This window comes from Halobacillus litoralis, assembly GCF_020524025.1.
In the GTDB taxonomy this organism is placed as follows: Bacteria; Bacillota; Bacilli; order Bacillales; family Halobacillaceae; genus Halobacillus; species Halobacillus litoralis_D.
The window spans coordinates 76,518-94,656 of sequence record NZ_JAIVKN010000001.1; the positions used below are offsets into that span (position 1 = coordinate 76,518).

At 41.4% G+C, this 18,139-nt stretch carries 22 protein-coding genes; 13 read left to right on the plus strand and 9 right to left on the minus strand.

Translation table 11 applies throughout. From position 1 onward, the window contains the following. Positions 1–10 precede the first annotated feature (10 nt). Positions 11–511, minus strand: a complete 501-nt coding sequence (locus LC036_RS00435; protein WP_226576641.1) for a GNAT family N-acetyltransferase — start codon at positions 509–511, stop codon at positions 11–13. A gap of 83 nt (positions 512–594) precedes the next feature. On the opposite strand from LC036_RS00435, the gene LC036_RS00440 reads away from it, so the two are divergent. Beyond that, positions 595–1,152 carry a sugar O-acetyltransferase gene (locus tag LC036_RS00440; RefSeq protein WP_226579912.1) on the plus strand — a complete coding sequence of 186 codons (558 nt, stop codon included), beginning with the start codon at positions 595–597 and terminating at the stop codon, positions 1,150–1,152. An 89-nt stretch (positions 1,153–1,241) separates the two neighbouring features. Beyond that, positions 1,242–1,997 (plus strand): type I methionyl aminopeptidase, encoded by a 756-nt coding sequence (gene map, locus LC036_RS00445; RefSeq protein ID WP_226576643.1) that lies wholly within the window; start codon positions 1,242–1,244, stop codon positions 1,995–1,997. 148 nt (positions 1,998–2,145) lie between these two features. Here the strand turns inward: map and LC036_RS00450 are convergent, their stop codons facing one another. The 3 genes from LC036_RS00450 to LC036_RS00460 form a co-directional block, all read right to left on the minus strand. After that, a complete protein-coding gene (locus tag LC036_RS00450; protein ID WP_035510016.1) occupies positions 2,146–2,343 on the minus strand; it encodes a cold-shock protein in 198 nt (65 codons plus the stop codon). Positions 2,344–2,527: 184 nt separating this feature from the next. Then, positions 2,528–3,379, minus strand: a complete 852-nt coding sequence (locus LC036_RS00455) for a hypothetical protein (protein ID WP_226576644.1) — start codon at positions 3,377–3,379, stop codon at positions 2,528–2,530. Between the two features lie 18 nt (positions 3,380–3,397). Beyond that, positions 3,398–4,225 (minus strand): alpha/beta fold hydrolase, encoded by an 828-nt coding sequence (locus tag LC036_RS00460; protein ID WP_226576645.1) that lies wholly within the window; start codon positions 4,223–4,225, stop codon positions 3,398–3,400. A gap of 95 nt (positions 4,226–4,320) precedes the next feature. Here LC036_RS00460 and LC036_RS00465 point away from each other — a divergent pair, with 95 nt between their 5' ends. Beyond that, the gene (locus tag LC036_RS00465) at positions 4,321–5,088 is read left to right on the plus strand and encodes a cobalamin-binding protein (RefSeq protein ID WP_226576646.1); all 768 of its coding nucleotides are present in this window, start codon (positions 4,321–4,323) and stop codon (positions 5,086–5,088) included. Between the two features lie 34 nt (positions 5,089–5,122). On the opposite strand, the gene LC036_RS00470 is transcribed toward LC036_RS00465, so the two are convergent. After that, complete coding sequence (locus tag LC036_RS00470; protein ID WP_226576647.1) at positions 5,123–5,956, minus strand: MBL fold metallo-hydrolase; 834 nt, start codon at positions 5,954–5,956, stop codon at positions 5,123–5,125. Between the two features lie 229 nt (positions 5,957–6,185). Next, positions 6,186–7,595, minus strand: coding sequence for a Na+/H+ antiporter NhaC (gene nhaC, locus LC036_RS00475; protein WP_226576648.1), 1,410 nt, complete (start codon positions 7,593–7,595; stop codon positions 6,186–6,188). Between the two features lie 388 nt (positions 7,596–7,983). Here nhaC and LC036_RS00480 point away from each other — a divergent pair, with 388 nt between their 5' ends. The 4 genes from LC036_RS00480 (at position 7,984) to LC036_RS00495 (ending at position 10,165) form a co-directional block, all read left to right on the plus strand. Next, positions 7,984–8,721 (plus strand): AzlC family ABC transporter permease, encoded by a 738-nt coding sequence (locus LC036_RS00480; RefSeq protein WP_226576649.1) that lies wholly within the window; start codon positions 7,984–7,986, stop codon positions 8,719–8,721. Next, positions 8,718–9,008: an AzlD domain-containing protein gene (locus LC036_RS00485; protein ID WP_226576650.1), complete on the plus strand. Its 291-nt coding sequence runs from the start codon at positions 8,718–8,720 to the stop codon at positions 9,006–9,008. The genes LC036_RS00480 and LC036_RS00485 overlap by 4 nt, the downstream gene beginning before the upstream one ends. Before the next feature lie 64 nt (positions 9,009–9,072). Continuing rightward, the gene (locus tag LC036_RS00490) at positions 9,073–9,540 is read left to right on the plus strand and encodes a hypothetical protein (protein ID WP_226576651.1); all 468 of its coding nucleotides are present in this window, start codon (positions 9,073–9,075) and stop codon (positions 9,538–9,540) included. A 91-nt stretch (positions 9,541–9,631) separates the two neighbouring features. Beyond that, on the plus strand, positions 9,632–10,165 hold the full coding sequence (locus LC036_RS00495; protein WP_226576652.1) for a GNAT family N-acetyltransferase: 534 nt from the start codon (positions 9,632–9,634) through the stop codon (positions 10,163–10,165). Between the two features lie 48 nt (positions 10,166–10,213). On the opposite strand, the gene LC036_RS00500 is transcribed toward LC036_RS00495, so the two are convergent. Beyond that, positions 10,214–11,083, minus strand: a complete 870-nt coding sequence (locus LC036_RS00500; protein ID WP_226576655.1) for a cation diffusion facilitator family transporter — start codon at positions 11,081–11,083, stop codon at positions 10,214–10,216. 302 nt (positions 11,084–11,385) lie between these two features. Here LC036_RS00500 and wrbA point away from each other — a divergent pair, with 302 nt between their 5' ends. The 3 genes from wrbA to LC036_RS00515 all read left to right on the plus strand — a co-directional run bounded on the left by wrbA (position 11,386) and on the right by LC036_RS00515 (position 13,624). Further along, positions 11,386–11,991, plus strand: coding sequence for an NAD(P)H:quinone oxidoreductase (wrbA, locus tag LC036_RS00505; protein WP_226576656.1), 606 nt, complete (start codon positions 11,386–11,388; stop codon positions 11,989–11,991). A gap of 360 nt (positions 11,992–12,351) precedes the next feature. After that, entirely contained in the window at positions 12,352–12,594 is a 243-nt protein-coding gene (locus LC036_RS00510; protein ID WP_226576657.1) for an IDEAL domain-containing protein, read from the plus strand. A gap of 229 nt (positions 12,595–12,823) precedes the next feature. After that, a complete protein-coding gene (locus LC036_RS00515; RefSeq protein WP_226576660.1) occupies positions 12,824–13,624 on the plus strand; it encodes a D-alanyl-D-alanine carboxypeptidase family protein in 801 nt (266 codons plus the stop codon). Between the two features lie 109 nt (positions 13,625–13,733). Here LC036_RS00515 and LC036_RS00520 read toward each other — a convergent pair whose 3' ends face one another. Then, the gene (locus LC036_RS00520; RefSeq protein WP_226576663.1) at positions 13,734–14,354 is read right to left on the minus strand and encodes an NAD(P)-dependent oxidoreductase; all 621 of its coding nucleotides are present in this window, start codon (positions 14,352–14,354) and stop codon (positions 13,734–13,736) included. A 536-nt stretch (positions 14,355–14,890) separates the two neighbouring features. Between LC036_RS00520 and fumC the strand changes: the two genes are divergently transcribed. The 3 genes from fumC (at position 14,891) to LC036_RS00535 (ending at position 16,920) form a co-directional block, all read left to right on the plus strand. Continuing rightward, positions 14,891–16,282 carry a class II fumarate hydratase gene (gene fumC / locus LC036_RS00525; protein ID WP_226576666.1) on the plus strand — a complete coding sequence of 464 codons (1,392 nt, stop codon included), beginning with the start codon at positions 14,891–14,893 and terminating at the stop codon, positions 16,280–16,282. Positions 16,283–16,409: 127 nt separating this feature from the next. Continuing rightward, positions 16,410–16,619, plus strand: coding sequence for an alpha/beta-type small acid-soluble spore protein (locus tag LC036_RS00530; protein WP_226576670.1), 210 nt, complete (start codon positions 16,410–16,412; stop codon positions 16,617–16,619). A gap of 79 nt (positions 16,620–16,698) precedes the next feature. Next, a complete protein-coding gene (locus LC036_RS00535) occupies positions 16,699–16,920 on the plus strand; it encodes a hypothetical protein (protein ID WP_226576672.1) in 222 nt (73 codons plus the stop codon). A 41-nt stretch (positions 16,921–16,961) separates the two neighbouring features. On the opposite strand, the gene LC036_RS00540 is transcribed toward LC036_RS00535, so the two are convergent. Beyond that, positions 16,962–18,059, minus strand: a complete 1,098-nt coding sequence (locus LC036_RS00540) for an ABC transporter ATP-binding protein (protein WP_226576674.1) — start codon at positions 18,057–18,059, stop codon at positions 16,962–16,964. Between the last annotated feature and the right edge of the window lie 80 nt (positions 18,060–18,139).

Here is an 18,139-nt window from a genome sequence, read left to right on the forward strand (position 1 = left end):
TGTTTCACGTTTATAGGAAAAGTTCCATATGTTCTTCGTCTAAATAACGACTGGGGAGTTTGATCGCTTTCCGTTCAACTCCGTATGTATCAAACCCAATTTTTTTGTATAGGTTTTTGGCGGGATGGTTATCCGTGACAACACTGAGGTGCAGTACTTCTAATTCTATGGCTTTGGCAAATTGAATGGTTTCCTTAAATAACAGCTCAGCGCCTCCCCTGCGTCGATGGTCTGGTGTTATGTACATAGCCACAATAGAAGCTTTGTGCCTGAATTTTGGATGAGTTTCCTGAACCAGTGTAAGAACACCTGCAAGCTTTTTATCTACAAATAATCCAAATGTGCGGGAATCTTCCCCGTCCAGCCGTTCGGCTGTTGTTTTTATCGGGTCGACCCTCTGTTTTTCCTGTTCATATGTAGTGATAAATGCATCAGGATTGTTTAATAAAGCTTCTAAACGTAACTCAAAATAATAAGAAGCATCTGCTCCATTTAGTTCACGTGCCTGCATTAAGAAAACCTCCTTTAGTTGTTCCTAGACTAGCGAAAAACTATGGTAAAGTAAAGGAAGAACCTATCCGAATTAGAGGTGGTATTATGACGGAAAAAGAAAAGATGCTCGCAGGAGAACTCTATAAGTGCTGGGATGAAGAATTAAAACTCTCACGCTCCCGTGCAAGGCAGCTTACGAACTCACTCAATCATACAAAAGATACTGAGGAACATTACCGAAGGCAGCTCATTGAAGAGTTATTTGGCACGATTGAGGGTGAGATGGTACTTGAACCCCCTTTTTATTGTGATTATGGATACAATATTCATGTGGGAGAAGGTTTTTTTGCTAACTTCAATTGTGTTTTTTTGGATGCGTGCCCCATTCATATTGGAAAGAGGGTGTTGATTGGCCCGAATGTCCAACTCTACACAGCCACACATCCGCTGGACAGAAAAACGCGGGCGGAAGGCCTTGAATATGGACGGCCGATCACGATCGGAGATGATGTATGGATTGGTGGAAGTGCTGTCATTAATCCAGGTGTTACAATCGGCAGCAATGTCATTATCGGATCAGGGGCCGTCGTAACGAAAGACGTGCCATCGAATGTCCTTGTTGGCGGGAACCCTGCTAAAGTAATTCGAGAAGTCGAATAAGGGTTTTGGGTAGTCGTTCCTTCATTTTTTCGTTATCATACTAGAGGATACCTGCATACGTAATATGAAAAAAGAGAGGATTTTTATAGATGATTAAAAGGAAAAGTCAAAGAGAAATTGAAAAAATGCATGAAGCAGGAAAATTGCTCGCCAGTGTTCATAAACAGCTGCGTACTTTTATTAAACCAGGTGTAACTACTATGGAGATTGAACAATTCGTTGAGAAGTACTTATCTGAACGAGGGGCTACCGGTGAACAAAAAGGGTACCAGGGGTATGAATTTACGACTTGTGCTTCAATCAACGATGAAATTTGTCACGGTTTCCCACGTAAAGAAAAACTGGAAGAAGGGGACATCGTTACCATTGATATGGTCGTCAATTTAAATGGATTTCTAGCTGATTCAGCATGGACCCACGCGGTAGGAGAGATTAGTGAAGAAGCCCAAAAACTGATGGATGTCACTAAAACGTCTTTATATAAAGGGATAGAGCAGGCAGTACCAGGAAACCGGGTCGGCGATATCGGCCATGCGATTCAGTCTTATGCAGAGGGAGAAGGATATTCTGTTGTTCGTGATTTCACAGGTCATGGCATTGGAGACTCTATCCATGAAGACCCTTATATTCCTCATTTCGGCGCTGCTGGAAAAGGGGCACGTCTGAAAGAAGGAATGGTTATTACAATTGAACCAATGATTAATATCGGCGAATGGGCAAGCCAGATGGACGAAAACAACTGGACGGCGAGAACGGTGGATGGAACATTGTCCGCCCAATACGAGCATACCGTTGCGATCACGAAAGATGGACCAGTGATCCTAACGGAACAAGATGACGAATAATTAACAGAAAAGGAGCGGATCTTACCGCTCTTTTTTTATGAGGATCATAAAAGACCATTCGTAAAGTTTTTATTAAAGGAAATGTTGTAAGGAAAATGAAAAGAATACAAAAAAAACTCCCCTTTAAAAGGGGAGTTTTTTTACGTTCTTATTTTTGAACGTTAGCTGCTTGTGGTCCACGCTGACCTTCTTCAATTTCGAAAGTTACAACTTGACCTTCTTCAAGGGATTTGAAACCTTCTTCTTGAATAGCAGAGAAGTGTACGAAGACGTCGTCTTGACCTTCTACTTCAATAAATCCGAAACCTTTTTCTGCGTTAAACCATTTTACTGTACCTTCAACCATGTACAATTACCTCCTGCGTGGAAAATCCACATTGTATTACTATTCTTGCTCTTTTCAATTCCATCAAGACGACATCTTTCCTAACATCTTCTCTTGCATGAATCTGATCGAACAACGAATAATTAACCATAGTATAACAGATGCCCAAAAAGAATGAAAGCCCTATTATGAAAAAGTTCCTGCTTCACTCTTGAGGCTGGGTTAAGTAAGCCTGATTCATCAAAGAGAGCAGTGCCCTCTCAACAATTGTATCGACCTCATCCTTTTGGATTTGAGCTAATTCGTAAAGCGGTCGGCCTTGTTCAAGCAAATGCTCAATTACAAGCCACCCTGTGAAATTTGCTTCTTTCTCATACCCGGAGGCTCCCGTTCCTTTTGTAAAGGAATAAAGCGCCTCATAATCTGTCCTGTGCAAATGGGGGAGGACATTCATCATAACTCTGTTCGGCTCCCGGCTGCATCTTTCTTCTTCCCAGTTCAAGGAGGCAGCAGATAGACCGCTTTCTTCTAATACTTCAATTGTCGTATGGATAGATAAACCTTCCTGGAAAATCAATTGTCCTAACGTGCGGGTGTGACTGGGGGCAAGTCCTGATTGACGGCAGTGAACAACTCGGGCTAATTCCTGAATGAGTCTTGTATGACTGGAGGCTATTTCGACGGGGAAGCATAGCGTGTAATGATGGTTCTCCTGAATAATGAAAGGGTCTGTTTCAAAGGTTCCTACAAAGAATAAAACTGTTAAATCAACAAAAGTTGTGCAGTGAAGAATCTGCTTAATGCTGTCCACCTGTTCGTTTAGTTCCAAAGGACTCGTATTAAAATATTGGATTTTGTCATAAACGTGCGAATATTTGTTCCATGCATAATCCACCATCTCTTTGGCTAGTTGACCTTGCTGATATCCAGGGGGAGTGTGCGGGAAATTATAATATTCAGTCCAAATCTCATAGCGTTTGTGATGGGGGGCTTTAGCTGCCTGGTCATAAAACGTCAAAAAACGGTCCAGCATTTGATTGCTTCTCACATCATCCATCTTGATCCCTCCGAGTGATTAGGATTGACTTAAAAAATCTAAGCGTTTTTTCCATAAATTCTGAGCGTCTCTTCCAATCCAAATCAAGTGACTATCCGCCTGGGCTTCATAAATTTCACAATCGGGAACAGTAGATTTCAACAATAATGCATGTGTATAAGGAACGCTGCGATCTTTTTGGGAGTACATCCCAAGGACAGGAATATCAAGCTTCCTGAGACCAGTCACCTCGTGTTCAAGGTCTGTGACAAAACCTTTGCCGGATTGGGACGTCGACAACAGATCAAGGATAAATCTTCGGTCATTAGGAGAAAGGTTATCTAAGTAATCATCTACATCTTCGGTTGTTAAATCTCTAAGAAGCTGCTTCATAACATAATCGGGAAAAAATATAAGCATAATTTTCAGGCTTCCCCAAACCAATCGCTCTGCCGGGCCGAAGAACAACCCCGCCCTTTTTTTTGTTCTGCTGTCCCAGGGGCCGGTTAAAGCTGCCTCCATGATTAATCTGCTGACTCGATCGGGGTGCTTGTTTGCCAGAGCAATACCCGTAGGTCCAGCAGCCGATATGGCGATCAGCCGGACTTTATCGATGTTTAAGTGATCAAGAACCTCAACAATCGTATCAGCAAATTCCTCCGGGGTTTGGCCGGTTGAGAGAGAAGTATAATCATAACCCGGTCTGGATATTGTGAGTAACGAAAACCCTTCATAGATTAAACTACTATGAGAAAAGTCCGTATTTCTGGTTGAATGTCCACCTTTTAATAATAATACAACCGGACCTTCACCTTTATATGTAAACTCTACAATACCCTTTGATGTATCCAGGAGTGTTGCTGCCATGAATGCATCCCTCCCTTTCTTTTTCCATACTTTAAATATAAGCTATAATGGAAGAAAATGAAACATCAGATAATTCTGATAAAGGGGGCCGTATTGTGAGAATTGTGTCGATTTGTCCAAGCAATACCGAGATTGTCGCCTATCTTGAGCAGGCACACCTGTTGGTTGGTGTCGACAATTATTCTGACTATCCAAAAGAAGTGGCAGACTTGCCAAAGCTGGGTCCGGACTTATCCATAGATATGGAACAAGTAGAGCAGTTAAAACCGGATCTTGTGCTGGCGTCTTTATCTGTTCCTGGTATGGAGAAAAACATAGAAGCATTAGAGAGGAAAAATCTCCCTTACATCATATTGAATCCTAACAGCTTATATGAAATTTATGAAGATATACACCGGGTAGGAAGAGAATTGGGAGTTACAGAGACGGCACAGAAGAAAGCGAAGGATTTCATCGATGAGATAGAATCGTATAAACAACGAGGGAAGAAAGATGGGCGCATCCCCACTTTGTATTGGGAATGGTGGCCAAAGCCAGTCTTCACACCAGGGGGGCTTAATTGGTTGAATGAAATCAGCGAGCTCGCCGGTGCCGTAAATGTTTTTTCGAATGAAGATACTGCGAGCTTTCAAACGGATTGGGAGGAAGTAAAGCGGCGGAATCCTGATCATATCTGTATGGTATGGGTGGGGGTGAAAGAGGAAAAAATGAACCCTGAACTAATTAAGAAAAGACCGGGGTGGAGTGAAATGAATGCTGTGAAACATGGGCAGATCCATGTGTTGGAAGAATCATTGTTCTGCAGGCCCAGCCCCAGGTTATTAGAAGGTTTAAGGAAAATCGATGACATTATTAACAACTAAAAAGGCGACCTAAATAATGGATCGCCTTGAATGATCAGTGGTTTTTTCTTTTATGTTTAGGGATCGCCAGCTCTTTAAAATGAGAAGCCAGCTCATTGAGTTGTTTAGCTAACAGCTCGCCTTCCATAGGGAGACCGTGTCCGGTAATGGCAACACTCGGATTCAAGGAGGCCAGTTTCTGGACTGATTTTTCAGCCTCCTTCCAATTGTGGGTAAAGTAAGCAGGTGGACCATGAATGTGCTGATGCTGAATGATTACAGCCATACTGGATTCTTGTTTAACCGTAATAATGGCATCTCCAGCAATTAACGCATGGTCTTTATCACGAAACAGCGAGATATGCCCAGGCGTATGTCCAGGTGTATGAATAATACGCCAGTCTTCTAAAAAGGGAAGAGAACCGTCCTGTGGAATAGGATAGATGTACTTGCTTAAATCTGCTTGGTGTGTAGGAAAAAAGGGGGACAAAAGAGAAAACAGTCCACCTCCCACCGTAGCATCTCCTACAGGGTAGTCGCGCTTTCCAGTCACATAATCCATTTCCATGGGGTGTACATAGATTGGTACATCCCATTGTTCAGCCAATTTCTTTGCTGATCCCACGTGATCAAAATGTCCATGAGTGAGTATTATTGCTTTAGGGGGCTGACTGCCATATCTCTTCTCTGCTGCTTCCATAATTCTCTTACAATAGTGTCCGATACCACAATCGACAAGAACCCAGTTCTCAGACCCTTCTTTACCAAGGAATATGACATTTACAATAAGTGTTCTGTAAAAGGCTATATCCTCTAATACTTGTTCTGCTTCTGCATGGTCCATGTGCCACTCTTCATTCGTGTCACTATGATGTTCAAATTGATCCATGCCGTTCACCTCAATTTCCGTGATCCATTTTTTTTAGTTTGGATGGTTGAAGGTTGGATTATTCAATAGCAGAAGAAAATGAGAAGGCAGGCACTTTATTTTTATCAGGTCCATGTCCATTTGAATAACGACAAAATTCTGCAAGTAATTCAGATAAGATGAAAAAAGGACTTTTTATGCAGGAAGTGATATTAAAAAAAGAGCACCTTTTAAAAAGGTGCTCTTCGTATTAGTTGGCTTTTTCAAATGTGTTAATGTGTTCCGATGATTTCGGAGTTAATGTTTTGCCTGTCATTCCATATAGAATGGTTAGTAAGGGGGATAGAAGACAGAAAAACGCAAAGGGCAGATAGTCCAAAACAGGAACACCTAAAACCCCTGATAAGAAAACTCCACATACACTCCAAGGGACAAGAGGGTTTATGACTGTCCCTGCATCTTCAAGTGTGCGGGAAAGGTTTTTTCTTGCCAGCCCTGCTTTTTCATAAACCTCCTGAAAGGCTTCCCCTGTAAGCAGGATGGAGAGGTATTGTTCACCGATCGCAATATTAATACCAATCGCAGTAAAAGCGGTGGATAGGGTTGCCGATTTTCCAGACTTCAATAATTGCTGCACACGGGACAGGATTGCTGGAATAACCCCAGTCACGAAAAATAATCCGCCGAGAGCTAAAGCTAAAATGACTAAGGAAACTGTAAACAGCATCCCGTTGATACCGCCTCTTGTCAGTAAATCATTAACGATTTCGTTTTCTGAATTTCCTTGATATCCGTTAAACCAGCTTCCCCACAGCGCACTCCATGTTACCGCGCCGCGAATTCCTGCAATGAATGTAGCTGCCAGGCTGCTTACAGCAAGAGAAATAAATGCTGGGCGTTTCGTTACGGTCATACCTACCAATAGGACCAGTGGAATCCAGGAACTCCAATGGATCAGCCCTGTATCTGCCAATCCTGCTTGGAAATTGTTTAACTGATCGGCATCCGGGCTTGCATCCGGTGATAGAAATATGAAAAGAACAAAGGTCACGACAAATGCTGGGATAGTTGTCCAAGCCATGTTCTTGATATGATCGAAAAGATCGACGTTAACAACGGTGGAGGCTAAGTTTGTTGTATCTGAGAGCGGGGACATTTTGTCGCCAAAAAATGCTCCCGAGACAATCGCTCCTGCAGTCATTGCGATAGAAACATCCATTGATTGGGCAACTCCCATAAAGGCGACACCTACTGTAGCTGCTGTCGTAAATGAGCTCCCTAGTGCTACACCGATGATAGCTGTCACAGAAAAGACGATCGCTAAAAACCAAGGCCCTCCAGAAATGAGAAAGCCGGTATTCATAAGAACTGGAATGGTGCCGCTTGCCATCCAGCTGGCAATCAGGATACCAATAACAAAGAATAAAAGAACGGCTCCCATCCCTGTCTGGGATCCTTGAATCATTCCATATTGTAGGTCTTTAAACGACCTTTTCTTAAGAAATCCGTACCCAATCATTACGAGAATCCCAAGTAAAATTGGAATATGAGGGACCGTTTGAAGATCAATAATAAAATAACTAATGATGCCGATTACAGCAATTAATATAACAATGGACTCCATTAGACTTGGCAGTTTTTTTGGTTGAAGATGCAGCATGAAAATTCCTCCCTCTTTTTCCAATACAAAAAAGCTCCGTCCCTAAAGAAAGGGACGAAGCTGCTGCTCCGCGGTACCACCCTTATTGGTAAAAAAATTTACCCGCTCCATTCATGTATCACCTTGATAAACTCTGTAATTCGAAAATTGATAAGGCCCAGGTTCACACCATACACCTGGTCTCTGTCTACTGCCTGCCAATCACTACTTCGGAGTTCATGATACAAATTATTCTTTTTTACTTAGACGCTTTTAAGTAATGAAGTATTAGTTGATTCTTATCATAAAAGAATTAGAATCTGCTGTCAATGAGTTTCAAACCGAATCTTCCAAAAGAAGATGATATTGTGTATAATAATGGGAATTTCAGTATCAAGGAGGCGGGGGAATGGAAATACAACAGGATACCCATATATCCTCCAGCCGTTTACATATGATTCAAAAAGGGTTTGTTGCAGGACTGCCAATTATGCTGGGGTATCTGCCGATTGCATTGACTTACGGGGTGCTCGCAGGTCAATCCGGCATGACCAATTATGAGCTTACGTTAATGAGTATCCTTGTCTTCGCGGGAGCTGCACAATTTCTTGCTGTAGGTATGGTGACTGCTGGAACAGGTATAGTGGAAATTATTATAGCCACGTTTGTTTTAAACTTTCGGCATTTTGTCATGAGTCTTTCCTTTGTCAATCGCTTGAAACATACAGCTGTCAGGGTGAAATGGCCTTTCACTCTGGGGTTAACAGATGAAACATTTACGATGACGGCCTTACATTCAAGAGAAGCGGATGAAAAATATGGATCTTACTTTTACGCATCTTTAATCTTGACTGCTTACCTTTCCTGGGTAGGAGGATCTTATCTGGGGGGTGTATTAGGAGATGTAATTCCATCCCGGTTAAGTGCCAGCATGGGAGTCGCCCTTTATGCCATGTTTATTGGCCTGCTTATTCCTTCTGTAAAGAAAAATCTAAAAATTGCGGGAGTGGCTATTGTTGCGCTATTGACTAATTATCTTTGTCAAACAGCAGGTTTAAATCAGGGCTGGGCGATTGTTATTGGAACATTGCTTGGTGGACTTAGTGGGGTTTGGATTCTTGGAGATGAAAAGGAGGATGAGCTATGATCATATGGATGATTATTGGTATGGCTGTCGTTACAGCTATACCCCGGATTGCCCCGACTTTATTTATTCACTTGCTTACTTTCCCTAAATGGTTGGACCGCTCTCTCCAAGCCATCCCCTATGCAGCACTTGGAGCTTTAATTTTTCCTGGCATTATGACTGTTCAACCGGATGCACCACAAATAGGAATTATTGCTGGTTTAACAGCTGTTCTTTTATCATGGTCGGGAATTCATATTATCTATGTAGTTGTTGGTGCCATTCTCTCTGTTTTTCTCATGACATAATCCTCACACTTGCCTAGACGGTGCATAACTTATAGGGATACTTCCGAGAAAGGAATTGATCGTTATGCATCGACAGTTTGGTTTTCCTTTTAGTCAGATATTTGGAGGACCTGGGCAGATAGATGGGGGAGGATTCGGTCCAAACCAGCCACCTGGATCTCCATTTGGTGGAGGATTCGGTCAGACGCCGGGTGGACCGGGCGGACCTTTTGGACCAGGCGGACCTGGTGGACCAGGCGGACCGGGCGGACCAGGGGGGCCGGGAGGACTCGGAGGACAGCTGCCGCCACCACCTTCTTCTCCGCCGGCTTCGTCACAAAGCCCGAGCTTATATGCGGTTGATCCAGGGTCTCTTTATGGATGTTTATATCGTTACACATGGATTCGTTTAGATAGTGGTCGGGCATTCTGGTTTTATCCAACTTTCATCGGCCGTACATCTGTCGCAGGTTACCGCTGGAGACGTAATCGCCGCCAATGGGTTTATACTGGATTTGATACACGGCGAATTTCCAGTTTTTCATGTAGTTAACGATAGTAACAAAAAGATGATGCCATACTGGTGTCATCTTTTTGTTACAATAAAGTAAATGAGTAAATAAAAGGTGAAAGGGGCAAAGCACATGCCTAGAGTCAGGGGAGCGCGATTTGAAGATGCAGAAACAATCGCAGAAATTCATATAAAGAGTTGGAAATCCACCTATAAAGACCTGATTGACGAGAAGGACTTAAGTAATACGACACTTGAACACAGAATTACTTTGTGGGAAACAGTATTAAGGACACCAGTCAATGGTCAAATCGCCTATGTTATTGAAAATGAAAACGGTGAAGTCGTAGGCTTTGTATCAGGAGGTAAAGAACGTACAAAGCATTATAATTTTGATGGGGAAATTTACGCGATCTATTTATTAGATGAATACCAGGGACAGGGATATGGAAAACGGATGTTAAAAGTATTTGCTGATGGAATGATTGAAGCAGGTTATAGCTCCTTGCTGGTTTGGGTTCTTACGCACAATCCATCCAGACAATTTTACATAAAGTATGGGGCAGACCCGATCGAAGCTGAAAAAGTTACGATAGGGCAGGGAACATATGAAGAAACGGCTTATGGATGGAAAGACCTTAATCAATTAGCACAAACCCTTTCCTGAAATATGGAAGATGGAAACCCGAAAAAACCTGTCAAAAGACAGGTTTTTTTATTCTTCGTAAGGTTCGATATGAATGTGTGCATACCCGATATTGTTTTCTTTAGATAAAGCTATTTCGACTTCATCTGTAATATCATGGCCTTGTTGAATAGTTATATGAGGGTTCACATGAATGGTGGCTTCAACCAGCGTTTTATTACCCTGAAGTCTTGCTTTTACATCTTTGACTGCCCATACATCAGGATGATCTGCAATTGTCGAACGAATGTGTTCAATTTCTTCTTCGTCAAATCCATCGGTCAAACTGTGAGTAGAATCTTTAAAAATATCCCACGCTGTTTTACATATAATGAGTCCTACGATGAGGCCGGCTAGTGGATCAAGCCAATAAACCCCAAGCTGAGATCCGAAGATCCCTACACTTGCTCCAATACTGACAAGGGCATCTGAACGATTATCCTGTGCGGCGGCATAAAGGGCATTGCTGTTAATTTTTTTGGATAAATTTAAATTGTATCTATATACTCCGAACATAACCAAAGCAGCGGCTAAAGCTGTCCAAGCGGTTAGTAAGGCAGGTTCACTCGCTTTATTGTTAATCATATCTTGAACAGTTCCTATGATGACTTCAATTCCCACCGTCATCATGATAAAGGCGGCAATGAGAGAGGCAATCGTCTCTGCTCGGAAGTGCCCATAATGATGATCTTCATCAGGGGGCTTCCTGGAAATCTTTAAACCAACGAGAACAGCTACTGATGCAATAACGTCTGTGGTGTTATTGAGCCCATCTGCGCGGAGTGCTTCTGAACCACCGATTGATGCAATCAAAAGCTTGGTGGATGCAAGAATTAAATAAGCAATAATGCTGACCCATGCACCGCGCTCTCCCTTCTTTATATCCGCATATTCATTCATTCCTTTTACCTCCAAAGACTTCTATATAAAGCATCATATAGCTTACCAAACAGTATCTCAATGAGTCTAGAGAAAAAAAGCTTTCCTTGTTCATCTAGCTTGGTTCGGGTAATCATAGTTGCCTTGGGTCAAAAAAAGTAGGGACAGAGTGGAACCACCCAATTATCTCGAAGTTAAGAATCTTTAGTTTGGGGTTATGACTGAGGGGGTATAACACAATTGTGAATCCGAATCGAAATCATAGGTAACAATAAGCGGACCGTTATGGATTCTAATTATGATGAAGTAAGGAGAGATATTAAATGGGAAATGTAAAATTAGCCATTATTTATTACAGCTCAACTGGTACCAACTACAAGATGTCTCAATGGGCAGAGGAAGAGGCGAAAAAAGCTGGGGCCGATGTAAAATTGGTGCGCGTTCCTGAACTGGCTCCTATGGAAGTCATTGAGCAGAATCCTGCTTGGAAAGAACATTTCTTAGCTACTAAAGATGTTGTGCCTGAAGCTAAAGTAGACGATCTTGATTGGGCCGATGCGATCCTTTTTAGTATACCCACAAGGTTTGGTAACGTACCTGGTCAAGTGAAGCAGTTAATGGACCAGGCCGGTGGACTTTGGTTTCAAGGTAAACTCGTGAATAAGGTGGTAAGTGCAATGACTTCTGCCCAGAATCCTCACGGTGGTCAAGAGTCAACGCTGCTGAACTTTTATACGACGATGTTCCACTGGGGAGCTATTGTTGCAGCTCCTGGGTATACCGATGACGCCATTTTCGCTTCCGGTGGGAATCCATACGGCACGAGCGTAAGTGTAGACGGAGAAGGAAACATGAAAGAAGACGTAGAGGCTGCTGTTCGTCACCAGGTGAATCGTACCCTGGATGTCGCTGGTAAATTTGTAGAGTAGTAAAAGAAGCTGTTCCTGATCATTCAGGAGCGGCTTCTTTTGCTTTTAGGAGAATGTGGATCAACTCCGGACTATAATGAACCTATTTCTTTGTTCGTTTCTCTATAAAGGATTCTTACTATTCTCAAAAAATATTCTAAAAATAGAGTCTAGTAAGAATAATAATGGAAATCATTCATAACTTAACTAAAAGAAGTGAAAATTATGAAAATATTGTGACTTATCAAACCCTTATCGTTGTGCGCTTTAGAGGTTTATATTTTACTATTTTGGGAATAATATATTTAAATATTCAGAAAACTTGTTGCGAAAAACTATGAAATCCTGCATAATGAAAAAAAGCATGAAGGGGGTATTCTCATGAGAAAGCAAAAGATCGATTATGTCATTCGTCGTCACCCCGAATATAAAGGGAGAGAGATTACGGCAAAGAGAGAATTGTCCTTTGGAATTCAGTTAGCCTCGCGCCTGCTTTTAGATCATTTAAGTTATCAGTTTAACAAAGAACGTCTTGACGAAGAAATCAATCTGGCTATAGCAAATAACGATCGTAAAGAATTTGAGCGATTGAGCTTACAATATCAACCCTTTACTTGGGAATAAGATAGGCCACTGCATCTGCAGTGGCTTTTTTTAGTCATTTTTTTCTGTGATATCACAGAATCACCTCCGTCCATTATTCCCTTTATATTGGAAAGATGGCAGAAGAGTTTAAACCATAATTTAGGTATGGATGTGGATATACAACTCCTCTGTGCCAATGTTATAGTGGAAATGAAATCTTTGATATAGGAAGGAAATAGAATTGAAAAAAGTCATAATTTACGTTCTTATGAGTTTCAGTTTAGTCGGATGCTCACTGGATCCTTCAAATGCAGAAAAAGAACAGCCAGAAGAAACCCCCGTATCCTCTCAAGTAAGTGGAGATGAGGTAGAGAAAGAAGAGCCTGCATCGTCTGTTCCTCAAAATGATTCTGAAGATGAGTCATCAGAACAATCTGAACAAACAAATGACGATGTGGTTGCAAGAGATGGAACTGTAACCGTTAATAATCCTGAAAGTTTGAATGTAGTCGTTAATAAAGAGAGGAAACTTCCTTCAAACTACATACCAGAGGATTTGACTGTACCTGATGTCCCCTTTTCCTTTTCTGAATTTGCTCCAAAGAAGCAGATGAGAAAAGAAGCGGCACAGGCTCTTGAAGAGTTATTTACTGCTGCTCAACAAGATGGTTTAGATTTGGTAGCAGCCTCTGGGTACCGGTCTTATGATCGTCAAAAACAGATTTATGATCGAAATGTAGATGTTTATGGAAAAGAAGAAACAGATAAATTTTCTGCACGCCCCGGCACTAGTGAACATCAGACAGGCTTAGCTATGGATGTGACATCTGCCCAAATGGCATTTAAATTAAACCAGTCTTTTGGAAAAACAGATGAAGGGGAATGGTTAGCCGAGCATGCACATGAGTATGGTTTTGTAATTAGGTACATTAAGGGATCAGAAGACATTACAGGCTACACTTATGAACCCTGGCACTTAAGGTATGTCGGTAAACAATATTCTACTGATGTATATGAACAAGAGTTGACATTAGAAGAATTCTTCGGTTTTCATCCTGTAAGTGAATAAAAAAAAGCCAACCGCTTAATTAAGAGGTTGGCTTTTTTTGGAATATTTCTAAGGATGGATGAGAAGTTGTGCTGAAACATAAACATGCTCCATTGATTCAACAGTCTTTTTAGTAACAAATACCTACACGGTGGTAGAGGAATTTGTTTTCCATTAATGCGTGAAAAGCAAATTGGGCAGTATCATCAACCGTAATTTTTTTTCCGCCTTCCGGTAAAAGGTCCATTTCATAACGGACATCTCCTTGTTTATGTCCATCAGGAAGATAGGTTGGACAAATAATCGTCCAGTCTAAGCTGCTGTCCCTAAACATTTCATACACTTTTGCATGCTCTTCAGCAGCGAAAGTTTTGGATCGTTTGGATTCCGAGGTTTCAAAACGGTACTTCCCTTTTTCATATCGGCTATTTAAGATGCCTGCTGTACCTATGGTAACAATCCTCTTTAATCCTTGTTTATTCATCTCTTTAATAACTAATGGAGTTGATTGAGATAATGTATCGGTTTTATCTGTGCTTAAACTACTGAAGACATAATCACAGTCGTGAAGTACAGTTTGAATATCTTCTTCTTTTCTTACATCCCCAACCACATGTTCAGCTTTTGGAATTAGAGCATCTGCCTTATCCTTATCCCTTACTAGAGCTTTGACTTTTATTTGCTGATCTATTGCCTGCTGGATAACTTTCGAACCTACTCTTCCTGTTCCGCCTAATACTGCGATTTTCATAAAAACACCTCAACTATTTATTGTTTTTGTCTAACCTATAGAGGTTGGTTTTCTTTTAATTCTCGTTTGACCTGTAATGTATACTGTTCACTTGATTCACCATCTATTATGATTTGGCCCTGAAAGGAGGACAAGAAAAATATATCGATAATCTGTTTGAGGTTTTCCCGAATAGTGGTAGTTTTAAGCCTGGTGATTTTCTTTTAACAGACGATAAATTCTTTGTTTTGAATAAAGCAGGTGCGGTCATTGCATCGGGGAAATACAGTTGAAAAATTTTCGTGACTGGAATTACATAAAAAAAAAGAGCCCGTTCCAAGGCTCTTTTCACCACTTTATACCCACTTGAGAGATCAAGCAAATGTAAATATATGTACCTTTGCTTGATACATCTATTATATATATTTATCAGAAAAATGTAAATAATCTGAACTAAAATTTAGGGAAAATTGTCAAAAAACGACGTTGGCAGATGATTGTTCAAAAGATTCTTGATACAATAATGATGCAAACAATGTGGTAAAGGGAGGATTTACATGGATTATCGTGTGGAAAGAGATACAATTGGGGAAATCAAAGTACCAAGTGAAAAATTTTGGGGAGCTCAAACACAAAGAAGTAAACAAAACTTCCCGATCGGCGATGAAAAAATGCCGAAAGAAGTGGTGGAAGGATTTGCCATCCTTAAGAAAAGCGCAGCCAAAGCTAATGCAGCTCTTGGACTATTAGAAGAAGAAAAAGCGCAGGCAATTGGATATGCAGCGGATCAAATTTTAGCAGGCGAACTAGATGAGCACTTTCCTCTTGTTGTCTGGCAGACAGGAAGCGGAACACAGTCCAATATGAATGTAAACGAAGTAATTGCTTATGTTGGAAATCAGTGGTTAACCGAACAAGAAAGTGAAACCCGCCTTCACCCAAATGATGATGTGAATAAGTCGCAAAGTTCTAATGATACCTACCCGACAGCGATGCATATTGCCTCCGTTCGAAAAATCGAGGATGTAGTCCTGCCTGCTTTAACACAATTCAAACATACGCTGCAAGAAAAAATGGAAGCGTTTAATCATATTGTTAAAATTGGGCGGACCCACCTGCAGGATGCTACACCTCTGACTCTCGGCCAGGAAATCAGCGGATGGCATCGAATGCTTGAGAAAACAGAAAAAATGCTTATTGAAAGCACGGAGTATGTGAAAGAGTTAGCGATTGGTGGAACAGCTGTAGGTACGGGGTTAAATGCTCATGAGGATTTTGCTGATCAAGTAGTGGCTGAAATTAACGCTGCGACTGGAAAAGGATTCGTTTCTGCTCCGAACAAATTTCATGCTTTAACATCTCATGATGAGCTTGTACATACACACGGCGCATTGAAAGCTTTAGCCGCTGATGTTATGAAAATTGCGAATGATGTCAGATGGCTCGCAAGCGGTCCCCGCTGTGGAATTGGTGAGATAACAATTCCTGCCAATGAGCCTGGTAGTTCAATCATGCCTGGAAAAGTAAACCCGACGCAAAGTGAAGCGGTTACTATGGTTGCTGCTCAGGTTATGGGAAATGATGCAACGATTGGTTTTGCTGCTAGTCAAGGTAATTTTGAATTGAATGTTTTCAAACCGGTCATTGCCTATAATTTCCTGCAGTCTGCTCAATTACTTGCCGACAGCATTGTTTCATTTGACGAGCGTTGTGTAAGTGGACTTGAACCAAATTATGAACAAATTGATAAGTATCTGCGTGACTCTTTGATGCTTGTTACAGCTTTGAATCCTCATATTGGATATGAAAATGCTGCAAAAATTGCTAAGGCGGCTTTTGAAAGAGACCAGACGTTAAAAGAAACAGCTGTTGAATTAGGTATACTTACAGAAGAACAATTCAATGAATATGTTGATCCAAAAGCAATGACGAAGCCGAACGCCAAGTAAAAAATAACCTCCTGTCGGCCATGTAATCTCCTTCAATTCTATGTCCATTAATTTCCACTAAATTTTTTGACATAAAAGTGAACGGACCGACCCATACTACGATTACACAGGACAGGAGGTGAGAAACATGGCTAACAACAACAGTTCAAACGAGTTGGTTGTACCTGGTGTACAACAAGCTCTAGACCAAATGAAATATGAAATCGCACAAGAGTTTGGCGTACAGCTTGGTCCAGATTCCACATCACGTTCTAACGGTTCTGTAGGTGGGGAAATCACTAAGCGTCTTGTACAAATGGCTGAACAGCAGTTCGGCGGGCAATACGGACAAAAATAAATAATGGTGACGAAGGAGGAAGGGTGCGCCCTTTCTCCTTATTTTTGTGAAAGAAGTGTGAGTTATGCAGGAGTGCGGTGTGTGTAATGGGTGGGCGGAGTCGGAACGTCCCTGCCCGAAGTGCGAGGGGAGAATGAAAGATCAAGGGAGAGTGACAGATTTTTTAGATGATTACAGTCCTTACCTTGATCAAAAGTACACAAATCTTGTGGATGGAGATGTCGATTCAACTTTAACCGAGGAATGTGTCCATCTGTTTGTTTGTGAAGATTGTGGCTTGAATGACATTCAGGCCACTTAAAAAACGCAGCCTGAAGAGGCTGCGTTTTCATTTCATATTTATTATCGGATGCGGAGCTCTGAATCTTTATCAAAGAAGTGTACTTTGTTCATGTCGAGCGCTAACGTAATTTGATCGCCGCCGTTAATATCGGAGCGGGAATCTACACGAGCTGTGAACTCCTGGTCATTTAATCTAGAATACAAGTATGACTCAGATCCCATAAGCTCAGCTACTTCGATGTCTGCTGTGATTTTTTTGTCTTGGTTGGCATCGATAAAGACAGGTTCGTCATGCATATCCTCAGGTCTAATTCCAAGGATAACGTCTTTTCCGACATAATCCTGCTCACGAAGTGGTTTCATTTTCCCTTCAGGAACAGCAATTTTAATATCTCCAAGCATAAGATGACCATCACCTAGTGTACCGTGTAGGAAGTTCATAGCAGGAGAGCCGATGAATCCGCCGACAAACATGTTTTCAGGCTTGTCATATACTTCTTTTGGAGCTCCAACCTGCTGGATAACTCCATCCTTCATAACGACAAGACGTGTTGCCATTGTCATGGCTTCTGTTTGGTCGTGAGTTACATAAATCGTTGTTGTCTGCAGACGCTGGTGTAGTTTTTGAATTTCTGCGCGCATTTGTACACGAAGCTTGGCATCGAGGTTGGATAACGGCTCATCCATTAGGAATACTTTTGCATCACGTACAATGGCACGTCCTAAAGCTACACGCTGTCTTTGACCCCCGGATAGTGCTTTTGGTTTACGGTCAAGTAAAGCTTCTAAACCAAGAATTTGTGCTGCATTATTTACACGTTTTTCAATTTCACCTTTGTCCATTTTACGTAATTTAAGTCCGAAGGCCATATTGTCATATACGTTCATATGTGGATACAATGCGTAGTTTTGGAATACCATCGCAATATCACGATCTTTAGGTGCCACATCGTTCATGCGCTCATCATCAATCATAAAGTCGCCGCCGCTGATTTCCTCAAGACCTGCAATCATACGCAGCGTTGTGGATTTACCACACCCGGATGGACCAACGAATACAATGAATTCTTTATCATCTATGTCCAGGTTAAAATCATCTACCGCTTTCACGTTTTTATCATAAATTTTATCGATGTTTTTTAATTTAAGTTCTGCCATTTTAAATGCCCCCAGTAATTATTGAAATCGCTTTCTTGAATAACTAAAGTGTATCGAAGTTTCTGAAAACGGTAAATGGA